This is a genomic window from Paraburkholderia gardini (assembly GCF_907164545.1).
Taxonomy (GTDB): domain Bacteria; phylum Pseudomonadota; class Gammaproteobacteria; order Burkholderiales; family Burkholderiaceae; genus Paraburkholderia; species Paraburkholderia gardini.
In genome coordinates this window covers 95892-114807 of the sequence record NZ_CAJQZB010000017.1, presented here as the reverse complement: position 1 = coordinate 114807, position 18916 = coordinate 95892, and the positions used below count along the sequence as shown (strand labels likewise).

General features: G+C 62.2%; 13 protein-coding genes and 1 pseudogene. 4 read left to right on the top strand and 10 right to left on the bottom strand.

From position 1 onward, the window contains the following. Positions 1–423: 423 nt before the first annotated feature. The gene (locus tag LPA37_RS14145) at positions 424–1473 is read left to right on the top strand and encodes an IS110 family RNA-guided transposase (RefSeq protein ID WP_407672523.1); all 1050 of its coding nucleotides are present in this window, start codon (positions 424–426) and stop codon (positions 1471–1473) included. A gap of 12 nt (positions 1474–1485) precedes the next feature. Beyond that, positions 1486–1704 (top strand): annotated as a pseudogene (locus LPA37_RS27915) (IS3 family transposase); the annotation flags it as partial. A 783-nt stretch (positions 1705–2487) separates the two neighbouring features. Here LPA37_RS27915 and rpoD read toward each other — a convergent pair. From rpoD to LPA37_RS14120, 5 genes are all read right to left on the bottom strand, one after another. Continuing rightward, the gene (rpoD, locus tag LPA37_RS14140; RefSeq protein ID WP_228981385.1) at positions 2488–4914 is read right to left on the bottom strand and encodes an RNA polymerase sigma factor RpoD; all 2427 of its coding nucleotides are present in this window, start codon (positions 4912–4914) and stop codon (positions 2488–2490) included. 94 nt (positions 4915–5008) lie between these two features. Then, positions 5009–6880, bottom strand: a complete 1872-nt coding sequence (dnaG, locus tag LPA37_RS14135; RefSeq protein WP_229012918.1) for a DNA primase — start codon at positions 6878–6880, stop codon at positions 5009–5011. Between the two features lie 75 nt (positions 6881–6955). Continuing rightward, entirely contained in the window at positions 6956–7402 is a 447-nt protein-coding gene (locus LPA37_RS14130; RefSeq protein ID WP_228981380.1) for a GatB/YqeY domain-containing protein, read from the bottom strand. A 254-nt stretch (positions 7403–7656) separates the two neighbouring features. Further along, complete coding sequence (gene rpsU, locus LPA37_RS14125) at positions 7657–7869, bottom strand: 30S ribosomal protein S21 (protein ID WP_228981379.1); 213 nt, start codon at positions 7867–7869, stop codon at positions 7657–7659. A 68-nt stretch (positions 7870–7937) separates the two neighbouring features. Further along, positions 7938–9155: a BaiN/RdsA family NAD(P)/FAD-dependent oxidoreductase gene (locus LPA37_RS14120; protein WP_229012917.1), complete on the bottom strand. Its 1218-nt coding sequence runs from the start codon at positions 9153–9155 to the stop codon at positions 7938–7940. 109 nt (positions 9156–9264) lie between these two features. Between LPA37_RS14120 and tsaD the strand changes: the two genes are divergently transcribed. Beyond that, on the top strand, positions 9265–10290 hold the full coding sequence (gene tsaD, locus LPA37_RS14115) for a tRNA (adenosine(37)-N6)-threonylcarbamoyltransferase complex transferase subunit TsaD (protein ID WP_228981376.1): 1026 nt from the start codon (positions 9265–9267) through the stop codon (positions 10288–10290). Between the two features lie 79 nt (positions 10291–10369). Here tsaD and folE2 read toward each other — a convergent pair whose 3' ends face one another. The 4 genes from folE2 to LPA37_RS14095 all read right to left on the bottom strand — a co-directional run bounded on the left by folE2 (position 10370) and on the right by LPA37_RS14095 (position 14487). After that, on the bottom strand, positions 10370–11179 hold the full coding sequence (gene folE2, locus LPA37_RS14110) for a GTP cyclohydrolase FolE2 (RefSeq protein WP_229012916.1): 810 nt from the start codon (positions 11177–11179) through the stop codon (positions 10370–10372). A gap of 134 nt (positions 11180–11313) precedes the next feature. Continuing rightward, positions 11314–13212: a 1-deoxy-D-xylulose-5-phosphate synthase gene (dxs, locus tag LPA37_RS14105; protein WP_229012915.1), complete on the bottom strand. Its 1899-nt coding sequence runs from the start codon at positions 13210–13212 to the stop codon at positions 11314–11316. Positions 13213–13300: 88 nt separating this feature from the next. Then, positions 13301–14182 (bottom strand): polyprenyl synthetase family protein, encoded by an 882-nt coding sequence (locus tag LPA37_RS14100; RefSeq protein ID WP_229012914.1) that lies wholly within the window; start codon positions 14180–14182, stop codon positions 13301–13303. Continuing rightward, complete coding sequence (locus LPA37_RS14095) at positions 14179–14487, bottom strand: exodeoxyribonuclease VII small subunit (RefSeq protein ID WP_228875824.1); 309 nt, start codon at positions 14485–14487, stop codon at positions 14179–14181. The genes LPA37_RS14100 and LPA37_RS14095 overlap by 4 nt, the downstream gene beginning before the upstream one ends. Before the next feature lie 276 nt (positions 14488–14763). On the opposite strand from LPA37_RS14095, the gene LPA37_RS14090 reads away from it, so the two are divergent. Beyond that, a complete protein-coding gene (locus tag LPA37_RS14090) occupies positions 14764–15870 on the top strand; it encodes an aromatic ring-hydroxylating oxygenase subunit alpha (protein WP_229012913.1) in 1107 nt (368 codons plus the stop codon). A 25-nt stretch (positions 15871–15895) separates the two neighbouring features. Here the strand turns inward: LPA37_RS14090 and LPA37_RS14085 are convergent, their stop codons facing one another. After that, positions 15896–18916 carry an FAD-binding and (Fe-S)-binding domain-containing protein gene (locus LPA37_RS14085; protein WP_229012912.1) on the bottom strand — a complete coding sequence of 1007 codons (3021 nt, stop codon included), beginning with the start codon at positions 18914–18916 and terminating at the stop codon, positions 15896–15898.

Sequence of the window (18916 nt, the reverse complement as noted above, 5' to 3'; positions counted from 1 at the left end):
TTTGCCAGGTTCCTGCAATTCCTACAACCCCATTTCGATATCAACGCCTTACCGCTCAAGGCTCGCCCGATTGTTCAGGGCCGACGCCGTAGGCCTTCAGCGTGTCCTGGAACAGCCCGCTGCAATACGCAAGCGACCAGTATCAAGCCTTGCTCAAGCGCCATCACGTGGTTTGCAGCATGAGCCGCAAAGGAAATTGTTGGGACACTCAGTCTAAGATCGCTTCTGAACGCCGGACCGATCTGACCCGTGCTGGGATTGACCGAGTTGCCTTGGCATTGACCTGTCGATCGGGTTCCGGCGTTCCCCGAGCATTGCCGGGCTCACCGTTTGTGACCTGATAGGAGCTTTGTCCTGCACCGTGAGTGTCCTGTCCAGCGAGTGTGGTTGGCGATGTGCCCACTACGACGGAAACACGCACGCATGGAACAAAACGAAGTCATTCTAGGCGTCGACACGCATCTCGATACGCATGTCGGCGCTGTGATCAGCGGAATCGGAAAGCTCCTTGGCACGCTGTCGGTCACTGCCGACACAGCGGGATATCTCAAACTGCTGACCTGGGCGAATTCTCTCGGTCATCTGCACCGCGCTGGTGTCGAAGGGACTGGCACCTATGGCGCGGGTCTGGCTCGCGTGTTGCGCGATCACGAGATCGAAGTGCTGGAGGTCAATCGTCCTGACCGGGCAATGCGCCGCTCTCGCGGTAAATCCGATCCTACCGACGCTGAAAATGCCGCACGAGCGGTTCTCTCTGGAAAAGCGACGGCCATTCCCAAGGAGCAGTCGGGCGCCGCCGAGGCGATGCGCGCAGTCTCTGTTGCACGGCGCAGTGTCGTCAAGGCAAAAACACAAGCCATCAATCAGCTCCGGGCTTTGCTGGTCAATGCGCCACAGGAAATCCGCGAGCGTCTTCTGAAAACAAAGACCGCGGAATGTGTGGCGGGCTGTGCACGACTTCGCTCGCTGGGTAGCACACCGATGTTGCAAACGCTGACTGCGACGCTGCGTTTGCTGGCGAAGCGCTGGCTGGCGTTGGCGGACGAATTGAACACGCTCGATGCCATGCTCGATCAGTTGACCAGGCAGCACGCCGGGCGGCTGCGGGAGAGGTTTGGTGTCGGCCCGCAAACCGCGGCAGTGCTGGTTGCCGTCGCCGGAGCTAACCCTGAACGAGTGAAAAGCGAAGCCGCATTGGCGGCCTTGTGCGGCACAAGCCCGTTGCAGGCATCGTCCGGTAAAACGGTCCGGCATCGCTTGAACAGGGGCGGAGATCGGTCCGCAAACAACGCCTTGTGGACCATTGCAATGGTACGGATGCGTAGCGATCCACGGACGCGAGCGTACGTCGAGCGCCGGACCAAGGAGGGTATGTCGAACAAGGAAATTCACCGCTGCCTGAAGCGATATATCGTCAGGGAGTTGTACCCGCTCATCCTTGCCGATTTGGCCGGTTCGACGCGCACCGCTTGACATAGGAGCGTCAATTCGGTGATGGAACGCTTCTTCCTGAACCTGAAGATGGAACGCGTATGGCAGCGCCAATACGCCAATCACGAGGAGGCCCGGCGCGACGTCACGCAGTACATCGCCGGCTTTTACAATCCCGTGCGCTTGCACTCAACCTTGGGCTATCTGTCGCCCGCCGCCTACGAGGCGAAATCGACAGCAAAAGAACCTGTCTGCCTGTCCGAAATTACTTGACCACCACAATGCCGCGGCTTCGGACGGGAAATCCGGGAGGCTGGATTCCCTGTACTGCGAACGTCGACCATCAAGGGATGGTTCAGGCCAGCACTCGGGGCTCATAGACGTACTTCAGGATCTAGCTCCCCTACAGCCTCCCAGTAACGCAAAAGCCGGCTACCAGGGCCGGCTTTTTTACGTCCATTCGCATCACGATGCGCACAAATTTTTCTGCGCTAGCACCGTTATCCGATAAAGCAAAATGCGTCCCAACGGACAATAAAGCATAACCTGTCCAGGTGGCCACTTTATGCTTAACGGCACAACCACCCATGAAGAGTGGCCTTCAAGTGTTTGGTGGGCCTCCCGTGAGTCGAACACGGCACCAACGGATTATGCTAACCAGCTACGGCTTTCACCGCCCCTTTCGGGTTTGTGGTCTGGACTGTCTCTTGTCTTTACGACCTGCCCGTTCAGTCTCTACACGTTCTCTCAAAAGAGAGCTTCGCTCGGGATTGCCACGCTGCCAAAGCAGCAGAGGTTTCCCCGAATTTGAGCAGTTCTACCAGAGGGCAGAGCTAACTTACCCCAAGGCAACCCATTCATGACCCACCGTGCCGTGTTGCATGGTTTAGGTGAGCCCTTGCTAAGTCCGCTGCTCTAACCAAGCATGAGCTAGAGGCCCTATGTGGCCGACATAGTACACGAAAAAAGGGGCTTCCGGGACCGCCCTGCATAGCGCAGAACGATCTGGAAACCCCTTCTCCGGCAGCAGCCAGCCTTGCAGCCAGCCGCTTCCGGTCAATTCCCTTCGAGGAACGACTTCAGCTTGTCCGAACGGCTCGGGTGACGGAGCTTTCTCAGCGCCTTCGCCTCGATCTGACGGATCCGTTCACGCGTCACGTCGAACTGCTTGCCGACTTCTTCGAGCGTGTGATCGGTGCTCATCTCGATACCGAAACGCATGCGCAGCACCTTCGCTTCGCGCGGCGTGAGGGAATCGAGCACGTCCTTCACGACGTCGCGCATGCTGGCGTGCAACGCTGCGTCAGCCGGTGCGACCGTGTTCGTATCCTCGATGAAGTCGCCCAGATGTGAATCGTCGTCGTCACCGATCGGCGTTTCCATCGAGATCGGCTCCTTCGCGATCTTCATGATCTTGCGGATCTTGTCTTCCGGCATCTCCATCTTTTCAGCCAGCGTCGCCGGATCCGGCTCAAGACCGGTTTCCTGCAGAATCTGACGCGAGATGCGGTTCATCTTGTTGATCGTTTCGATCATGTGAACCGGAATCCGGATCGTACGCGCCTGGTCCGCGATCGAACGCGTGATGGCCTGACGGATCCACCACGTCGCGTACGTCGAGAACTTGTAGCCGCGGCGATATTCGAACTTGTCCACCGCCTTCATCAAGCCGATGTTGCCTTCCTGGATCAGATCCAGGAACTGCAGGCCACGGTTCGTGTACTTCTTCGCAATCGAGATCACGAGACGCAGATTCGCCTCGGTCATTTCACGCTTCGCCTGACGTGCCTTCAGTTCGCCCGCCGCCATCTGACGGTTGGTTTCCTTCAGGTCCTTCAACGGCAGCACGACACGCGCCTGCAAATCGAGCAGACGTTGCTGCTGTTCGCGGATCGCCGGAATGTTACGCGTGAGGATCGCGCTGTACGCGTGACCTTCGCCGACGATCTTTTCCGACCATTCGAGGTCCGTCTCATTGCCCGGGAAACGCGCGATGAACTCGGCGCGCGGCATGCCGCACTTGTCGACCACCGTGTGCAGGATCTGACGCTCGACCTGACGCACTTCATCCACCTGCGCGCGCAGCGTGTCGCACAGACGCTCGACAGTACGCGCCGTGAAGCGGATCATCATCAGCTCGTTCTGGATCGTCTCCTGAGCCTTCAGATACGCCTTCGACTTGTAGCCTTCCTTCTCGAACGCACGACGCATCTTGTCGAACCATTCGCTGATCGACGCGAATTTTTCGAGCGACGCGCGCTTCAATGCTTCGAGCTGCGCCGCGTTGGCCGTAGCCTGCGCGGTGCCGTCGTCCTCTTCTTCTTCCCCGGCTTCCTCTTCGGCTTCCTCTTCTTCAGCCTCGATTGCTTCCGCTTCCTTCTCGGAGAAGCCATCCGCATCTTCCGCGGCGGCATCGATCAGACCGTCGACGAGTTCGTCGATGCGGATTTCCTCGTTCGCAACACGCTCGGCCATCGCGAGGATGTCGGCAATCGTCGTCGGGCATGCGGAGATGGCCATCACCATATGCTTCAGGCCGTCCTCGATGCGCTTCGCGATTTCGATTTCGCCTTCGCGCGTCAGCAGCTCGACCGTACCCATTTCGCGCATGTACATGCGGACCGGGTCGGTCGTGCGGCCGAATTCGGAGTCGACAGTGGAAAGCGCGACTTCGGCTTCTTCCTCGACTTCATCGTCCGACGAAGCCGCCGGCGCGTTGTCGTTCAGGAGCAGCGTTTCAGCGTCGGGCGCCTGCTCGTACACCGCCACGCCCATATCGTTGAACGTGCTGATGATGCCTTCGATCGCTTCCGTCTCGGCGAAGTTGTCCGGGAGGTGATCGTTGATTTCTGCGTACGTCAGGAAGCCGCGTTCCTTGCCGAGCTTGATCAGCGCGCGCAGTTTCGCGCGACGCTCCTCGAGCTCTTCGGCGGTGCCCGGCTGCGTGGACGCAAACGCATCTTTCAGCAGCGCTTTTTCCTTTGCGCGACGGTCGCGTGCCTTGACCTTTTCGACTTTGCCCGGAACGACCGGCGCTGCTGCTGCCTCTGCGTTCTGGGTTGCGTCGTCATCGACGGATACTTCGTTCAGCTTTTTCGTCATGGAGTTCGCCATACCGGCTGTAGTCTCGACTCGCGGCTGCTGGACAACAGCCGTTTGAACCGTGGATACTGGAGTCTCGCGCACTGCCGCAGTGTCCTGCGCGGCAGCCGCTTCCCTGGTGCTTCTGGAACCCGGTCGCTTCGTTGCTGGCTGCGTGGCTTTTGAGGCTTTCGTGGCGCCAGCCACGTTAGCTACAGATGCCGCAACCGGCGCCGCTCGCGCGGCAGAAGTGGGCGAGGATCTTTTCCCAGGAGGAGGCGCGACGCTCGTGGCAGACGTTTTTTTCGCGGAAGAAGAAGCAGACCTGGCCTGCGTGACCTTTCTGGTCGGCTCCTCGGAGCCTTTGCCCGTCGCTTTCTTTCCGCCTGTAGTCTTTACCATCGCAATTCGCCCTCTTGCCTGGAAAACAAACAAAAACTGCAAACAAACTGCTGGGAACCTTTTATTATAGCACCTCAGGTTCCAGCACCCTCCGTTAGAGCCCGAGCTGACGTTTCATGTCCGCCCGCTTCCGGTTCAGATCGGTGTATTCAGCCAGCTCTTCCGGCGTATGTCGCGACTGCCGCGACAACTGGTCGAGCCGCGCGCTGTACGCGTCATAGCTCATCCTGAAGATCGCCGCCTTCAGTTCCTCGCCGACAATCCGCTCCTGCTCGCGACGTTCCTCAGCGACCGTTTCGTCCTCAGGATTCTTCAGCAGCAGGTCACGCACGTTTTCATCATAGTCCAGAATTTCGCGGAAAATTTCTTCGAAAGTCGGGGCATTGGCGCTGTTTCTGAGCAGATCCGACAGCAACTGAAACTCGGCCGATTCGCCCAGCGCACGCGCATGGGTCGTCACCTCTTCGAACAGTTCGCCGTGACGCGTCACCGTCAGCAGCGCCTGCTCAGCGTCTTCGTCCAGCACCGCGACAATGCGCGGGTGCATCACCAGATTGCGCAGCGCCCGCTGTTCGATTCCGGTCACGCTACGACGATCCTTGCGCGGCGGCGCGGCGCGCGACGCCGCGGCAATCCGCGCATCGACCTCGCAGAGCGCGGCCACTTCGTCGAACGGCACGTCGAGCCGGTCGGCGAACATATGCATGATCTGGGCGCGCAGCGCGTTCGCCGGCAGCGCCTGTAACAGCGGCTTGGCGTCGAAGAGCGCACGCGCCTTGCCTTCCGGCTGATCCAGCTCCTTGCCGGTCAGCACTTCGTTCAGCATGAACTGCGACAGCGGCATCGCCCGGGCAACCTGCTCCGAGAAACCCTCGGTGCCGAACTCGCGCACATAGCTGTCCGGATCGTGCTCCGTCGGCAGGAACAGGAAGCGGATCGTGCGGTTGTCGGCCGCGTGCGGCAAGCAGGCGTCCAGCGCGCGCCGCGCGGCGCGGCGGCCGGCTGAATCGCCGTCGAAGCTGAAGATCACCGTATCCGTCTGGCGCATCAGTTTCTGCACATGCACCGGCGTACATGCCGTTCCGAGGGTCGCAACCGCGTTCTGGAATCCCAGCTGCGCCAGCGCGACGACATCCATATACCCTTCGACCACCAGCACGTACTGCTGCTCGCGGATGGCGAGGCGCGCCTCAAAGAGACCGTACAGCTCGCTGCCCTTGTTAAATAGAGGCGTTTCCGGCGAATTCAAATATTTGGGCTCGCCGCTGTCCAGCACGCGGCCGCCAAAGCCGATCACCTGCCCCTTGACGTTGCGGATCGGGAACATGATCCGCTCGCGAAAGCGGTCATAACGGCGGTTCTGACCCTGTGCATCGGCCTTTTCGCTGACGATCACGAGCCCGGACTCGACGAGCGAATCGTCCCGGTAATCGGGGAACGCCGATTCGAGGTTCTGCCAGCCTTCCGGCGCGTAGCCGAGCCCGAAACGGGCCGCGATTTCGCCGGTCAGGCCGCGCTTTTTCAGGTATTGAATGGCGTTGGGCGCGCCACGCAGCTGCTTGCGGTAAAAGTCGCACGCGACCTGCATCACGTCGGACAGCGCGATGGTGACGGCTTTCGACACCGCCGGCGCATAACCTTCACCACCGCCGCCTCCGCCGCGCATCGGCGATGGTTCCTGCGGCACCGTGAGGCCAACCGATTGCGCCAGCTCGTTCACCGCCTCCGGGAACGTCAGCCCGGCATGCTCGATCAGGAAGCCGATCGCAGTGCCGTGCGCACCGCAACCGAAGCAGTGATAAAACTGCTTAGTCGGACTAACGGTAAACGAAGGACTCTTTTCGTTGTGAAACGGGCACAGTCCCATGAAATTCGCGCCGCCCTTCTTCAACTGCACGAAACGACCGACCACGTCGACGATATCGACGCGGTTCAGCAGATCCTGCAGGAACGCGTGTGGAATCACAGTGGAAAGGCGGCCTCGAATGACATGAAAGTCCGGCGGCAAGCCGGCGCGGCTTGCCGGGGTACGAACGGGGTATTACTTCGCGAGTGCTGCCTTGACAAGCCCGGACACGGCCGTCATGTCCGCGCGGCCAGCGAGCTTCGGCTTGAGCACGCCCATCACCTTGCCCATGTCCTGCGGGCCGGCGGCGCCCGTCTGCGCGACCGCGGCCTGTACTTCAGCGGCGACTTCAGCATCAGACAATTGCTGCGGCATGTAGGCGGCCAGCACCGTGAGTTCGGCCGCTTCCTTGTCGACGAGGTCGGTACGCCCAGCCGCTTCGAACTGGCTGATCGAGTCCTTGCGCTGCTTGATCATCTTGTCGATTACGACCGTGATCGCCGTATCGTCGAGCGTTATGCGCTCGTCGACTTCGCGCTGCTTGATCGCGGCAAGCAGCAGGCGGATCGTGCCGAGACGCTCGGTCTCGCGCGCCCGCATGGCGGCTTTCATGTCGTCGTTGATCTGGTCCTTGAGACTCATCACTCACCTGAATGCGTTGGATTTAAACAAGCCTGATGAACAAGCCCTGAAAACGGTCCGGCAAGACGCATGCGTCAAGACAAAAACCCGCTTGGGACACCTTCCTCAAGCGGGTTGTCGCGAATTCACGTAATGGATGCGGCCTCACCGGTGCGGCCTCGCGGCCTGGGTTTTTTCCGCTCGCGACGACATCGACTGGATGCCATCACCGGTTGCCCGCCACTGAGCTCAAAGCGACTGCGGCGAACAGGGAATCAGTAAAGCTTTTTGGGCAGCATCTGGCTGCGCAGACGTTTGAAGTGCCGTTTGACCGCGGACGCCTTCATGCGCTTGCGCTCTGCCGTTGGCTTTTCGTAAAACTCGCGCGCGCGAAGTTCGGTCAGGAGGCCGTTCTTCTCGATCGTGCGCTTGAAGCGGCGCATGGCGACTTCGAAGGGCTCGTTATCTTTTACGCGGATAGTCGTCATTTTTCAATAACGGAGCTTTGCAAAGGTTTGAAATTATAGCAGACGTTTCGCACAAAGACACCGCGCCGTCAAGCCCCCAAAACCTGCTCCGCGGCCGCCTGACCTGCCGCAACACCCGACGCCCACGCCCACTGGAAGTTGTAGCCGCCGAGCCAGCCCGTGACGTCGACGGCCTCGCCGATGAAGTACAACCCGGGCACACGCGCGCTCATCATCGTCGAAGAGGACAGTTCGCGCGTGTCGATACCGCCGCGGGTGACTTCAGCCTTGCGATAGCCTTCGGTGCCATTCGGAGTGAGCGTCCAGCGCGAAAGCGCCTCACCGATCCGGCGCAGCGTCCTGTCCGGCAGATCGGCAACGCGCGCCTCGGCTGGAATCGCGTGCGTTTCCAGCCACACGTGCGCGAGACGCGTCGGCACCCACTCGGCGAGCAGGTTCGCGATCTGCCGCTTCGTGCCGGTCTTGGCCTCCAGAAGCGCCGTCGTGGCGTCACGGTCTGGAAGCAGGTTCAAGTGGATCGGCGCACCCGGTTGCCAGTAACTCGAAATCTGCAGGACCCCCGGCCCGGACAGCCCGCGATGGGTGAGCAGCAGATCTTCGACGAACTCACCTCCTGTCTTTTTGCCGCCGGTCGTCAGCTGGACTTCCAGCGAAACGCCCGATAGCGCCGAAAACGGCACCCAGTCGTCAGCGGCGAACGTCAGCGGCACGAGCGCCGGGCGTGTATCGATCAGCTTGTGGCCGAACTGCTTCGCGAGGCGGTAGGCAAAGTCAGTCGCACCGATTTTCGGAATCGACAACCCGCCGGTCGCCACCACGACGGCACGCGTCTGGATCGGCCCGGCGTGGGTGTCGAGCGTGAAACCGCTGGCGGCGTCGTGTCGCACCTGCTCGACGGCGAGCGGACGGCGCCACGCGACATTGCCGGCGTCGCATTCGTGCTTGAGTACATCGATGACCGCTTCGCTCGACTGGTCGCAGAAAAGCTGGCCCTTGTGCTTCTCGTGCCACGTGACGCGATGGCGCTTGAGAAGCGCCATGAAATCGCGCGGCGTGTAGCGCGCAAGCGCCGAGCGGCAGAAATGCGGATTCGCCGACAGGTAATTGCCCGGCCCGGCGTACAGGTTCGTGAAATTGCAGCGGCCGCCGCCAGAAATGCGGATTTTTTCCGCGAGGCGCGGCGCGTGGTCGATCAGCACCACACGCCGGCCGAGTTGCCCGGCCACCGCCGCGCACATCATGCCCGCCGCGCCCGCGCCGATGACCGCAATATCGAAGGATTCCATGGCGCGCATTGTACCTGCCGCCCTTCGCTCCCCTGCCGCCACTGCTATACTTTCAGGCTCCCCTTACGTTTCGGCCGCCTTCGCGGCGCCCGTCCAGCCCCCCAAAATCATGCTCGTTCTCGGCATCGAAAGCTCCTGCGACGAAACCGGTCTCGCGCTCTATGACACAGAGCGCGGCCTGCTCGCGCACGCGCTGCACTCGCAGATCGCAATGCATCGCGAATACGGCGGCGTGGTGCCGGAACTGGCCTCGCGCGACCACATCCGCCGCGCGCTGCCGCTGCTCGAAGAGGTCCTCGAACGGGCCGGCACGGCGCGCACCGAAATCGACGCGATCGCGTATACACAGGGGCCGGGGCTCGCCGGCGCGCTGCTTGTCGGCGCGAGCATCGCCAACGCGCTCGCGATGGCGTGGGACCGTCCGACGATCGGCATCCACCATCTCGAGGGGCACCTGCTCTCGCCGCTGCTGGTCGACGCGCCGCCGCCGTTTCCGTTCGTCGCGCTGCTGGTGTCGGGCGGACATACGCAGCTGATGCGCGTGACCGACGTCGGCGAATACGAAACGCTTGGCGAGACGCTCGACGATGCCGCCGGCGAAGCCTTCGACAAAACGGCGAAACTGCTCGGCCTCGGGTATCCGGGCGGCCCGGAAGTGTCGCGGATGGCGGAGTTCGGCACGCCGGGGGCGGTCACGCTGCCACGCCCGATGCTGCATTCCGGCGACCTCGATTTCAGTTTCAGCGGCCTGAAAACCGCAGTGCTGACACAGACGAAAAAGCTCGGCGGCAACGTCTGCGAGCAGGCGAAAGCGGACCTCGCGCGCGGATTTGTCGATGCGGCCGTCGACGTGCTCGCGGCGAAATCACTGGCGGCGCTCAGGCAGACGAAGCTCAAGCGGCTGGTCGTGGCAGGCGGCGTCGGCGCGAACCGGCAGTTGCGCGAGGCACTTTCAGGTGCCGCGCAAAAGCGCGGCTTCGAAGTGCACTATCCCGATCTCGCGCTATGCACGGATAACGGCGCGATGATTGCGCTCGCGGGCGCGCTGCGTCTGCAGCGCTGGCCGGAACAGGCAGGCAAGGATTACGCGTTCACGGTGAAGCCGCGATGGGATCTGTCGTCGCTGGCCCGCTAGCATCGAAGCTTACGACCGACATCACAAACAGTAACGGCCGCATCAGCGGCCGTTCTGTCATTCAACGCAGGCGCAATCCTTATCGCGCGGTGCGCTTGTCGTTCTCGATCAACGCGTACGCGCTGTGATTGTGGATCGACTCGAAGTTCTCGGCTTCGAGCACATACGCGACGATCCGCGAATCCGCGTTCAGACGCTGCGCCACATCGCGCACCAGGTCCTCGACGAACTTCGGGTTCTCGTAGGCACGCTCGGTCACGAACTTCTCGTCGGGGCGCTTCAGCAGGCCCCACAGCTCGCACGACGCTTCTTCTTCGGCGATACGGATCAGGTCTTCCACCGGCACGTCGTCCGCGAGCTCGACGTTGATCGTCACGTGCGAGCGCTGGTTATGCGCGCCGTACTGCGAGATTTTCTTCGAGCACGGGCACAGGCTCGTAACCGGCACCAGCACCTTCAGGAACAGACGCGTCGCGCCATCGCGCGTGTCGCCAGTCAGCGTCACATCGTAATCGAGCAGGCTTTCGACACCGGAAACAGGCGCGATCTTGTTCACGAAGTACGGAAACGACACCTCGATACGCCCGGCTTCGGTTTCGAGTTTTTCCAGCATCGCCGTCAGCATCGCGCGGAACGTGGCCGTATCGAGCGGCGCCCTGTTCTCTTCGAGCAGCGCGACGAAGCGCGACATGTGCGTGCCCTTTACTTCGGCGGGCAGATGAACGTCGAGGCTCCACGTGCCGATCGTCGGCTGGGCGTCGCCGCGCGGCGTGCGCACGGTGAGCGGATGACGTACCGCCTTCACACCCACGCGCTGGATCGCGATCTGGCGTGTATCGACGGTGCTCTGCACGTCGGGCATCACGAAAGCGGGATTCATCTGGTTCATGTTGTTGTCCTCGCTGGCTGCGCGTGTCGATTCGCGCAACCGCATACGCCGGCATGCCGCCGACGCTGCGCGACGGGCCACGCGGCCCGCCGGTTCGTCTGAAGAGAAATTGCCGTCTCAGGACGGCCGCGGCATCACGCGACGCGTTTAACCGACTTGCCGGCAGCGTGATCCAGGAAGCGTTCACGGATCGATTTCGCGATGCCCGCGGCGTCCAGACCGCATTGTGACAGGAGCTTCGCCGGATCGCCGTGGTCGATGAAACGGTCAGGCAGGCCCAATTGTAGAACGGGCCTGATAACCCCGCTCTCGAGGAGGGCTTCCACGCAGGCCGAACCCGCGCCGCCCATCACACAGCCTTCCTCGACCGTGACGATGGCATCGTGCGTTTCGGCGAGCTTGCGAACCAGTTCGGCGTCGAGCGGCTTCACGAAGCGCATGTTCGCGACAGTAGCGTCGATCTGTTCGGCAGCCGCGAGCGAAGGCGCGACCATCGTGCCGAACGCCAGAATCGCAATGCGCTTGCCCGCCGGCTGCGACGTCTCGCGACGAATTTCGCCCTTGCCGAGCGGAATCGCCGCCATCTGTTTGATCGTCGCCACGCCCGTGCCCGCGCCGCGCGGATAACGCACGGCCGTCGGATTCGGCTGTTGCAGCGCCGTGTACAGCATCTGCCGGCATTCGTTTTCGTCCGAGGCCGCCATCACCGTCATGTTCGGAATGCAGCGCATGAACGCGAGGTCGTACGCGCCCGCGTGCGTCGCGCCATCGGCGCCGACGAGACCCGCGCGATCGATCGCGAACACCACCGGCAGGTTCTGCAGCGCGACATCGTGGATCAGCTGGTCGTACGCGCGCTGGAGGAACGTCGAATAGATCGCGACGACCGGCTTCATGCCGTCAGCGGCCAGACCGCCCGCGAACGTCACTGCATGCTGTTCCGCGATGCCGACGTCGAAATAACGATCCGGGAAGCGCTTCTCGAACTCCACCATGCCCGAGCCTTCGCGCATGGCCGGCGTGATGCCGACGACGCGCGCATCGAGCTCAGCCGCGTCGCACAGCCATTCGCCGAAGACCTGCGTGTAGGTCTTTTTCGCGGGCGTAGTGGACGGCTTGATACCCTCGGCCGGATTGAACTTGCCCGGACCGTGATACAGCACCGGATCTGCTTCGGCGAGCTTGTAGCCCTGGCCCTTCTTCGTCACGACGTGCAGGAACTGCGGGCCGCGCAGTTCCTTGATGTTCTGCAGCGTCGGGATCAGCGAATCGAGATCGTGACCGTCGATCGGGCCGATGTAGTTGAAACCGAATTCCTCGAAGAGCGTCGCCGGCACGATCATGCCCTTCGCGTGTTCCTCGAGCTTGCGGGCGAGATCGAGCATCGGCGGCGCGACCCGCAGCACACGTTCGACGCCCGCACGTGCGGCCGCGTAGAAGCGGCCCGACATCAGACGCGCCAGATGGCGGTTCAGCGCGCCGACCGGCGGCGAAATCGACATGTCGTTGTCGTTCAGGATGACGAGCAGCGGCACGTCGTCCTCGACGCCCGCATTGTTCATCGCCTCGAACGCCATGCCGGCCGTCATCGCGCCGTCGCCGATCACGGCGATGCCCGTGCGGTTTTCACCCTTCAGCTTGCTCGCGATCGCCATGCCGAGCGCAGCCGAAATCGACGTGCTGGAATGCGCCGTGCCGAACGTGTCGTATTCTGACTCGTCGCGCTTCGGGAAACCCGAAATGCCGCCCTGCTGACGCAGCGAATGCATCTGGTCGCGGCGACCCGTCAGGATTTTGTGCGGATACGTTTGATGGCCGACGTCCCAGACGATGCGGTCGCGCGGCGTGTCGAATACGTAATGCAGCGCGATTGTCAGTTCGACCGTCCCGAGATTGGACGACAGGTGGCCGCCCGTCTGCGAGACGCTGTCGAGCACGAAGGCACGCAACTCGTCCGCGAGCGGTTGCAATTGGCGGCGATCGAGGCGGCGCAGGGCTGCCGGGTCGTCGATGGTTTTCAGCAAGTCGTACATCGTCGTTCCAGTGTAGGAAAACTTACGCGCCCGCACTTCGTTACGCGCACCCGGTGTGAATCGTGCGCGGCGGCGGGCTTTCGCGTTTTTAACTCACCCGGTCGACGACCAGGTCAGCGAGCTCGGCCAGACGCCGCGCACGCGCGCCAAACGGCGCGAGTGCGTTGTGCGCGTCCGTGCGCAGCTGTGCGGCAAGCGCACGCGACGCGTCGAGCCCGATAATCGACACGTAGGTCGGCTTGCCGTCCTTCGCGTCCTTACCGGCGGTTTTGCCGAGCGTGGCGGAATCGGTCGTCACATCGAGAATGTCATCGACGACCTGAAACGCCAGGCCCACGGCTGCTGCATACACATCCAGCGAATTCATTGCGTCCGCCGAAGGCGTCGTGCCCGCCAGCGCGCCCATGCGCACCGAGGCGCGCAGCAGTGCGCCCGTCTTCATGCGGTGCATCGTTTCGAGCTGCGCGCGCGTCAACGTGTGGCCGACGCTCGCCAGATCGATCGCCTGGCCGCCGGCCATGCCGGTCGAGCCGCTCGCGAGCGCCAGTTCGCGCACGAGCGCCGCCTGTTGAAGAGGCGCCAGCACGGCGTCCGTCAGCGTGACGAAAGCCTGCGACTGCAATGCATCGCCGACCAGCAGTGCCGTCGGGTCGTCATACTGGACGTGTACCGTCGGCTTGCCGCGACGCAGCGCATCGTCGTCCATGCACGGCATGTCGTCGTGCACGAGCGAATAGACGTGAATCATTTCGAGCGCGCACGCCGCCGCATCGAGGCATTCGGCACGCGCATCCGTCAGTTCGCCGGCCGCATGCACGAGCAGCGGACGCACCCGCTTGCCGCCGCCCAGCACGGCATAGCGCATCGCTTCGTGAAGCGTGGCGGGTTCGGTCGTTTGTGCCGGCAGGTAATGATCGAGTGCCGTCTCGACGCGGTCGAGTACCGAGCGCATCCATTGTTCGAAAGTCATAGGTCGTCTCCGCTCTCCCCAGCGGCTGTGCCTGCGGCGTTCGTCGGCAGGGGCTTGAGCGTCTCGCCATCGAGAACGCGAACCTGCTGCTCGACCTTTTCCAGTTGTTGCTGGCAGAAGGCCACGAGCGCCGCGCCGCGCCGGTAGGCGGACAGCGATTCCTCGAGGCTCAGACTGCCGCCTTCCATGCGCCCGACAAGGCCTTCGAGTTCCGCCACCGCCGCCTCGTAGTTTTCGGGCAGCGGCACGCCGCTTGCGTCCTGCGCGGATGCTGCAGCGGTGTCGTTCGGTGCGGTCTTCGCCATGAGTCGTCGCAAAATTAAAACAAGTCGGACATTCTACGGCAAAAGCGCAAAACCCAACCCGGTCGTGGTCGCACGTCGACTAGCCGACAGCTTGCACCCGATAGAAAAAAACCGGTCGATTGCACGGCGAAATCGGGGGCTTTCGTAACAATTTTGACCCAAATCAGGCACTTAAGCGCCCCCCGAAAGGGGAAACAGGTATAATTGCGGGCTCCCTAAATCGAATCTTCGATGGTTGGGTTGTTCACTGCTTTCACGTTTTCATCGGGAGTGGGAATGTCCAATCTGAGCAATGCATTGCAGCTAAAGTCTGTTCACAGCCAGCTGCCAGTCACGGCTTACTTTGACGAAGCGCTGCTTACGCGCGAAATCGACACCCTTTTCAGGAAAGGTCCTCGTTACATCGGCCACGATCTCATGGTGCCCGAAGCGGGGAATTATTTTGCCTTGCCGAGCGAGAGCGAGGGGCGTGTGCTCGTCCGTAACCAGCAGTCGCAGGTCGAACTGCTGTCGAACGTGTGCCGTCACCGCCAGGCGATCATGCTCAACGGCCGCGGGCAGACGCAGAACATCGTCTGCCCGCTGCATCGCTGGACGTATGACCTGAACGGTCAACTCCTCGGCGCCCCTCATTTCGCCGACAACCCCTGCCTGAATCTCGGCGCCACGCCGCTGCAGAACTGGCAGGGCCTGCTGTTCGAGTCGCAGGGGCGCAACGTCGCAAACGATCTGGCCAGGCTCGGCACGAAGCAGCATTTCGACTTTTCGGGCTTCATGTTCGATCACGTCGAAGTCCACGAGTGCAACTACAACTGGAAGACCTTCATCGAGGTCTATCTGGAGGATTACCACGTCGCGCCGTTCCATCCGGGCCTCGGCAGCTTCGTCTCGTGCGACGACCTGACGTGGGAATTCGGCGACTGGTACAGCGTGCAGACGGTCGGCGTCCACAAGGGTCTGGAACAGCCGGGCAGCCCGACGTACCGCAAGTGGCACGACGAAGTGCTGCGCTTTCGCAACGGCACGCCGCCGGAATTCGGTGCGATCTGGATGGTGTACTACCCGGGGATCATGATCGAGTGGTATCCGCATGTGCTGGTCGTATCGTGGCTGATTCCGCGCGGACCGCAGAAAACGACGAACGTCGTCGAGTTCTATTACCCTGAGGAAATCGCGCTCTTCGAGCGGGAATTCGTCGAAGCCGAACGCGCCGCCTATATGGAAACGGCTCGCGAAGACGACGAAATCGCCGAACGGATGGACGCCGGGCGTCGTGCGCTGATGGAGCGTGGCGAATCGCAGGTCGGTCCGTATCAGAGCCCGATGGAAGATGGCATGCAGCACTTCCACGAATTTCTGCGCCGCGAACTCGGCACGATCTGAAGAGCGGCAGGGCGGCGCCCTGCCCTCACTCCAACGCCATCGCCAGCACTCGCGCCACATGGATCGCATCAACGCCCGCGCCATCGTGGATCTGATGCCGGCAACTCGTGCCGTCCGCGACCATCACCGTATTGCCGTCGATCTTGCGCACCGCGGGCAGCAGTGACAGTTCCGCCATCGCTTGAGACGTCGCGTAGTGCTCCGCCTCGTAGCCGAAGCTGCCTGCCATGCCGCAGCACGACGATTCGACCGTCGACACATTCAGTTCGGGAATCCAGTTCAGTACGGTTTGCACGGGCGTGAACGCGTCGAAGGCTTTTTGATGGCAGTGGCCGTGCACGAGCGCCTGCCGCTTTGCCAACGGCTTCAACGCAAGCTGCAGACGGCCGGCTTTTTGTTCCCGCACCAGAAACTCTTCGAATAGAAAAGCCTGCTTCGAAAGCCGCTCAGCTTCCTCGCCGAAACCGTAATGGAGAAACTCGTCGCGCAACGATAGCAAACACGACGGCTCCAGTCCGACAACAGGTACGCCGCGCTCCACGAACGGCTTGAACAGATCGAGCATGCGCCGCGCTTCCTGCTTCGCTTCGTCGACCAGACCCGCAGCGAGGAACGTGCGACCACAACACACCGGCCGCTCGCCCTGTCGCGTGTTGAAGTGCACCGTGTAACCGGCCGCTTCCAGTACCTGCTGCGCGGCGCGCGCGTTTTCCGGCTCCATGTTGTTGTTGAACGTATCGACGAACAACAGCACTTCTCTCAGCGCACCGCCTTGAGCCAGTTTGCCCGCCACGGCGCCAGACAGAAACGGTTTCCTGAAACGCGGCAACCTGCGTTCAGGCGCGAATCCGATCGAACGCTTCAACCACGCCGACAGCACCGGCACGTTGTCGGCCAGCGCCATCAACCCCGGCACGCGGCTCGCCGTTGCCGCATAGCGCGGCATGAAGGCCACCAGCCTGTCGCGCAGACGCAGGCCGTGGCTTTTGACGCGTGCCGCCCGCGCCTCGATCTTGAACCTGGCCATGTCGACGCCCGTCGGACAATCGCGCTTGCAGCCCTTGCATGAGACGCACAGATCGAGCGTGTCCTTGACCTCGTCGCTGGCGAGGCCCGCTTCGCCAAGCTGGCCGGAAATCGCCAGACGCAAGGTGTTCGCGCGCCCTCGCGTCACATGTTGTTCGTCCTTCGTCACGCGATAGCTCGGGCACATGGTGCCCGCGTCGAACTTGCGGCAATGGCCGTTGTTATTGCACATCTCGACAGCTTTCGCGAGCCCGCCTGACAGATCGTTGCCGCTGCCTGGCAGCGTCTCCTGCCCCGTCAACGGATCGCGTTCGACGTTCCATGCGGACCAGTCGAGCGCGGTCTCGATCCGAAGCGCGTTGTAGCCCGGCGCAAAGCGGAAATTGCGCGTGTCGTCCATCTTCGGCGGACGCACGATCTTGTCGGGATTGAAGCGGTTATCCGGATCGAACAGGGCCTTGATCTCGCTGAACGCCTGATTCAGACGCGGCCCGTATTGCCACGCGACCCATTCGCCCCGGCACAAGCCATCGCCGTGTTCGCCCGAATAGGCCCCCTTGTATTCGCGCACCAACGCGGCGGCTTCCTCGGCGATCGCGCGCATCTTGAGCGCGCCGTCACGTCGCATATCGAGAATCGGCCGCACGTGCAACGTGCCAACGCTCGCATGAGCATACCAGGTGCCTTCCGTGCCGTTCCGGTGGAACACCTCGGTCAGGCGGCTCGTGTATTCCGCCAGATGTTCGAGCGGCACCGCGCAGTCTTCGATGAAGGAAACCGGCTTGCCGTCGCCCTTCATGCTCATCATGATGTTCAAGCCCGCTTTACGGACTTCCCACAACGCTTTTTGTTCGTTCGCGGCAGGCATCTCGACGACCGAATCGGGCAAACCGAGGTCGGCCATCAGTTCGGTGAGTTGCCTGAGCGACGCGAGTTGCGCATCGCGGTCCTCGCCAGCAAATTCCACCAGCAGGATTGCTTGCGGCCGGCCGACCAGCGCTTTCCCGATCACGGGACGGAAGGCGGGATTGCCCATCGCCAGATCGATCATGGTGCGATCGACCAGTTCCACCGCTACCGGCTTCAGCTTGACGATATGCTGCGTCAGATCCATCGCCTGCCAGAATGTCGGAAAGTTCACTACGCCTAGCGTTTTGTGCGTGGGCAGCGGCACGAGCTTCAGCGTCAATTGCCGGCTGAATGCAAGCGTGCCTTCGGAGCCGACCAGCAGATGGGCAAGATTGGCGATGCCGTCGTCGGTATAGGCGCGCGGGTTCTGGCAATCGAACAGGTCGATGTTGTAGCCCGCTACCCGACGCAAGACCTTTGGCACGCGCGCCGCGATTTCATCGCGCTCGCGCTGGGCAATCTGCTTCACGCCCTCGAATATCTGCTGCAGGCGTGCGCCTTGTGGCGCCTCGCGCAGCGAGGCAAAACGTGCTTCACTGCCATCGGCGAGAATCGCGTCGATGGCTTCGACGTTGTGAACCATGTTGCCGTATTCGATCGAGCGCGAGCCGCACGAATTGTTGCCCGCCATCCCGCCGATCGTGCATTGCGCGGCGGTCGAGACATCGACCGGAAACCACAGACCATGCGGCTTCAGCCATGCGTTCAGATGGTCCAGCACGATGCCCGGTTCAACCGTCACGGTGCACGCGTCGGCATCGAATGCGACGATGTTGTTCAGCCATTTGCTGGTATCGATTACCAGCGCCTCGCCGACCGTCTGCCCGCATTGGCTCGTGCCCGCGCCGCGCGCGAGCAGCGGCACTTTCTCGCTGCGCGCAATTTCCAGTGCGATGCGCAGATCGTCCTGATCTCGTGGCACCACCACGCCGATCGGGGTGATCTGATAGATCGACGCATCGGTCGCGTAACGGCCGCGGCTCGCGGCGTCGAATAACACGTCGCCACGCAAGGACTTGCGCAGATGCTGCGCGAGTGGCGTCGTCAGGCGCGCGGTGGAAGGAACCAGATGGATCGGCTTGACGAGTAAAGCGGAAGTGGGGTTCGTCAT